Raw genomic sequence first — 5,041 nt, 5'->3', positions numbered from 1 at the left:
GCAAAATGAACCTGGAACGCGCCCTAGCTCTTGGCGAGGAACTGGGGGGTCATATCGTCACGGGGCACGTGGACGGTCTGGCGAAAATCGTTTCGCGCTTCCCCGATGGCGACAGCGTCAGGTTCCTACTGGAAGTGCCGGCCGAATTCGCGAAATTCGTTGCGTCCAAAGGGTCGATAGCCCTGGATGGCGTATCTCTCACCGTCAACGAAGTGGAGGGGCCGCGCTTCGACGTGAACATCATCCCCTATACGCTCACCCATACGAGCTGGGGCGACCGGCGACCCGGCGATCTGGTAAACTTTGAAGTCGATTTGCTCGCGCGCTACGTGGCGCGGCTGGCTCAAACGGAAGGAATGCATTGGTGACGGCTTTGACTGCGGCGGAAGCCACGGAACTCAACCGGCTTCTGTCGCCTATCGAGGAAGTGATCGAGGATGCTCGCAACGGCAAGATGTTCATTCTTGTCGACGCGGAGGACCGTGAGAACGAGGGCGACCTTGTAATCCCGGCGCAAATGGCCACGCCCGACACCATCAACTTCATGGCCAAGTACGGCCGTGGATTGATTTGTCTGTCCATCAGCAACGATCGAGCTCAGCAGTTGCGTTTGGAGCTCATGTCTCAGTCGAATCGCTCCCGGCATTCGACGGCATTCACGGTATCGATCGAAGCGCGCGAGGGCGTCTCGACAGGTATCTCCGCGCATGACCGCGCGCATACGATTTCGGTGGCAATCGATCCGACCAAAGATCATCGCGATATCGTCACGCCCGGCCATGTGTTTCCGCTGCTGGCGAAAGAGGGCGGCGTGCTGGTGCGCGCCGGGCACACCGAAGCGGCGGTCGACATCTCACGCCTGGCGGGGCTGTACCCCGCAGGTGTCATCTGCGAGATCATGAACGACGACGGCACCATGGCGCGCTTGCCCGACCTCGTGAGCTTTGCCCAGTTCCATGGTCTGAAAATCGCGACAATCTCTGATCTAATCGCTTACCGTCTGCGCTACGATCATCTTGTGAGAGTTGTCGCCGACGCGCCAATCGACGGGCCGGTGGGGCACACCTTCCAGGCCAAAGTCTATGCCACGACGGTGGACTCGGTAGAGCATGTCGCCCTGGTCAAAGGAGACATCGGATCGGTTGATCCGGTTCTCGTCCGGGTGCATGCGGTCAACACGCTGGAAGACATACTCACCGCGGGCTGTGATAATAGTGTCTGCAAGGCCTTGGATATCGTCGACCGGGAAGGGCGCGGCGTGGTTGTTCTGATCCGAGAGTCCCGGCCGGACGCGATTTCGGCAAGCCTCAATAAGGGCGCAAATGGCGGCGGTAAGCCCCGCCTGATGGATTACGGTATTGGTGCACAGATCCTACTAGACCTTGGCGTTCGCGAAATGGTTCTGTTATCGAACTCGCCCGCGCGCAAGATTGTCGGGCTCGAAGGATACGGGCTGACGGTCGTTGGCCATCGCGGCCTGGAGTAAAAATTATGAGCCGCAAAGGTCCCAATTCTGTTCTCATCATCTCGGCGCGCTTCTATGAAGACATTGCCGACGAGCTTGCCCGTGGCGCCATCGCCGAATTGCGCGGCAACGATGTCGAGTTCGAGGAAATTTCAGTCCCAGGGGCGCTTGAGATTCCGCTCGCGCTTAGCCTTGCGCTCGCCAATGGGTTCGTCGGGCGTGCCGGCCGGCATCGCGGCTGCATCGGGCTCGGATGCGTCATTCGCGGGCAGACGAGCCATTTCGACATCGTCGCACGGGAGTCCGCCGCCGGGATCAACCAGCTCGCCCTTCAGCACGGCGTTCCGATCGGCTCCGGCATCATTACCTGCGAGAGCATGGAGCAGGCATGGGAGCGTGCGAGCGTGGATGGGCGGAATAAGGGCGGCGACGCGGCACGCGCCTGTTTGACTTTAATGCGGCTCGAGCAGCATTTTTCCTCTGCAAGCCGTCGCTAAAGACCATGGCAGACAAGATCAAACCTTCGGACCGGGCCTCCTCCAGGAGCGCCGCGCGCCTCGCGGCGGTTCAGGCGCTCTACCAAATGGACATCACCGGCATCGATCTGAACGACGTCGTCGCGGAGTTTCAAGCGCATCGCCTCGGCCAGGAGGTGGAAGGAGACCGCTATCACGCGGCCGAAGACGAATTCTTCCAAGATCTGGTCGATGGGGTGGTCCGCGAACAGCTCCGCCTCGATCCCATGCTCGATCAGCAGCTCGCCGAGGGCTGGCGGTTGAACCGCGTGGACTCCATACTGCGTGCACTCCTGCGTTCCGCCGCTTTTGAGATTACAATCCGTGATGATGTGCCGGTCCGGGTGGTAATCAATGAGTATGTTGACATCGCCCATGCCTTCTTTAGTGGCGATGAACCAAAAGTAGTCAACGGTGTCCTGGACCGGCTCGCGCGGAAAGAAAGGTCTCAGGAGTTCGACCGTACCGTCATGGGTGAGGGCTAGGAAGCGAAAAAGGGGATCTGCATGGCACTCGCGGGAGAGTTCGACATCATCGCCCGCATTTTTGCACCGCTCGCAAAGGAAGCAGGAGCGCTGGGGCTCAAAGATGACGCAGCCGTCCTGACCGTCACCGACGATCACCAGCTCGTTGTGACCTGCGACACGCTCGTTAGCGGCGTCCATTTCCTGAAAGACGATCCACCCGGCTCCATCGGGTACAAGGCCCTGGCGGTCAATCTGTCGGACCTGACGGCCAAAGGCGCCTACGGCTACGTCTATACGCTTTCGCTCGCGCTGCCGCGCGAGACGGACATGGCCTGGCTGGAAGCCTTCGCGGCGGGGCTGGCAGAGGTTCAGGACCGGACCGGCATCTCCCTGATCGGCGGCGATACGACCGCGACATCCGGCCCCCCCACGATCACTTTGACGGCGCTCGGCCTGGTGCAGCATGAATCGGCCATCACGCGGCTTGGCGCCAAGCCCGGCGATCGCCTCTACACTAACGGCACGATCGGCGATGCGTATTTGGGTCTGAAGCTCCTGCAAGATGCTTCTCTCGCCGAGGCCTGGGGTCTTTCCGACGGTGACGTCGACTATTTGACGGACCGCTATCGCCGCCCGCCGATCGATACGGGCGCCGCGCTCCTGATCCGAAACTTCGCCAAGGCGGCGATCGATGTCTCGGACGGACTGGCGGCAGATCTCGAAAAGCTTTGTGGGGTCTCCCATGTGGGCGCCGAAATCCAGATCGGCCGGGTCCCGTTCTCGCCGGCAGCGCAAAAGGGGCTTGGGGCGATGCCCGCTCTCTTAAGGGATCTAGTCGTGGCGGGAGACGACTACGCGGCCCTAATCGCCGTCTCCGAGACCTCGGCGGCGCGGTTCGAATCGGAGGCCGAGTCTCACGGCGTGCCCTTCGTTCAGCTCGGGGAGATCACGGACGCCGCTGACGGGGTACGCCTTCTGGAGCAGGGCGGCCGCGTGATCGCCTTGGAACGCAAGGGATTCAGCCACTTCTAGGCCCCGGGCGGACCTTCTTGGCCATTGGTACAATCAAGGCGACCGTCTGTTGCGTCCATGACGCAATTTTGGCATTTTCCGCTCCGGCTAAGTCCATTCCAGGGGGAAACAAGCGGCGGACACTGGCCATGTCGTTTCAGCAGCCGCGATTTATCCTAACTCCAACAAATCCAATAAACGGGGCAGTCTGCTATGACATGGGTTCTCTATCTCATCATCGCCTGTGGGGCGCTCTCAATCGCGTACGGCGCTTGGACCACCAAAGCCGTTCTCGCGGCCGATCCGGGCACGCCGCGCATGCAAGAGATCGCCGCGGCGATCCAGGAAGGCGCGCAGGCCTATCTTTCGCGTCAATACCAAGCCATCGCCCTCGTCGGTGTGGTCATCTTCATCGCGCTCTATTTCCTGCTCGGTCTGCCTCAAGCGATCGGTTTCGCCATCGGTGCGATCCTCTCAGGTTTGGCCGGCTTCATCGGCATGAACGTTTCAGTGCGCGCCAATGTGCGTACGGCGCAGGCCGCCACCACCAGCCTGGCTGGCGGCTTGAGCCTTGCCTTCCGCTCCGGCGCCATCACGGGTCTCCTCGTGGCCGGTCTCGCGCTGCTCGGCGTTTCGGTCTACTTCCTCATCCTCACCAAGTACCTCGGCTACGACCCCGCATCACGCGTGGTCGTTGATGCGCTCGTCGCCTTGGGCTTCGGTGCCTCGTTGATCTCCATCTTCGCCCGTCTCGGTGGCGGTATCTTCACCAAGGGTGCTGACGTAGGCGGCGATCTCGTCGGTAAGGTTGAAGCGGGCATTCCGGAAGACGATCCGCGCAACCCGGCAACGATTGCCGACAATGTGGGTGACAATGTCGGCGACTGCGCCGGCATGGCCGCCGATCTGTTCGAGACCTATGTGGTCACGGTCGTCGCCACCATGGTTCTCGCCTCGATCTATTTCGCCGGCGGCGACCGCGTGATGGAGATGATGGTCTATCCGATGGCGATTGGCGCCGTGTGCGTCATCACCTCGATCATCGGCACCTATTTCGTTCGTCTCGGTGCGAGCCAGTCGATCATGGGCGCTCTCTACAAGGGCGTGATCGCGACGGGCGTCCTGTCCCTGATCGCACTATGGCCGGTCACGGCCTGGCTGGTCGGGATGGATACGACCTTCACGGTCGGCGATGTCAGCTTTACCGGGATGTCGCTGTACTTCTGTGGCGCCGTGGGCCTTGTGGTCACCGCGCTGATCGTGGTGATCACCGAGTACTACACCGGCACGGACTACCGTCCGGTGCAGTCCATCGCCAAAGCCTCCGTCACCGGCCACGGTACCAACGTCATTCAGGGCCTCGCCATCTCGCTCGAGTCGACGGCGCTCCCGGCTTTGGTCATCGTCGGCGCGATCATCATTTCCTATTCTCTGGCCGGTCTTTTCGGCATCGCCATCGCGGTGACCACCATGTTGGCGCTGGCCGGCATGATCGTCGCACTCGACGCCTTTGGTCCTGTCACCGACAATGCCGGTGGCATCGCGGAGATGGCAGGCCTGCCTGAGGACACCCGCAAGACGAC

General features: G+C 61.4%; 6 protein-coding genes. All 6 read left to right on the top strand.

Translation table 11 applies throughout. The features are described from left to right. Positions 1–368: riboflavin synthase (locus WBQ77_RS11260; protein ID WP_424060297.1), on the top strand; the 368-nt coding region annotated here is incomplete at its 5' end. Next, a complete protein-coding gene (gene ribB / locus WBQ77_RS11255; RefSeq protein ID WP_424060295.1) occupies positions 365–1,486 on the top strand; it encodes a 3,4-dihydroxy-2-butanone-4-phosphate synthase in 1,122 nt (373 codons plus the stop codon). The genes WBQ77_RS11260 and ribB, both read left to right, overlap by 4 nt. Before the next feature lie 5 nt (positions 1,487–1,491). Beyond that, positions 1,492–1,962 (top strand): 6,7-dimethyl-8-ribityllumazine synthase, encoded by a 471-nt coding sequence (ribH, locus tag WBQ77_RS11250; protein WP_424044699.1) that lies wholly within the window; start codon positions 1,492–1,494, stop codon positions 1,960–1,962. A 5-nt stretch (positions 1,963–1,967) separates the two neighbouring features. Further along, the gene (nusB, locus tag WBQ77_RS11245) at positions 1,968–2,465 is read left to right on the top strand and encodes a transcription antitermination factor NusB (RefSeq protein WP_424044701.1); all 498 of its coding nucleotides are present in this window, start codon (positions 1,968–1,970) and stop codon (positions 2,463–2,465) included. 21 nt (positions 2,466–2,486) lie between these two features. Further along, positions 2,487–3,479 carry a thiamine-phosphate kinase gene (gene thiL / locus WBQ77_RS11240; protein ID WP_424060293.1) on the top strand — a complete coding sequence of 331 codons (993 nt, stop codon included), beginning with the start codon at positions 2,487–2,489 and terminating at the stop codon, positions 3,477–3,479. A 192-nt stretch (positions 3,480–3,671) separates the two neighbouring features. Beyond that, a partial coding sequence (locus WBQ77_RS11235) for a sodium/proton-translocating pyrophosphatase (protein WP_424060291.1) occupies positions 3,672–5,041 on the top strand: 1,370 nt, incomplete at its 3' end.

The sequence above is a fragment of the Methyloceanibacter sp. genome (genome assembly GCF_049590335.1).
GTDB lineage: Bacteria > Pseudomonadota > Alphaproteobacteria > Rhizobiales > Methyloligellaceae > Methyloceanibacter.
The sequence above is the reverse complement of the archived record's forward strand: the minus strand, read 5'-3'. Positions and strand labels throughout refer to the sequence as shown.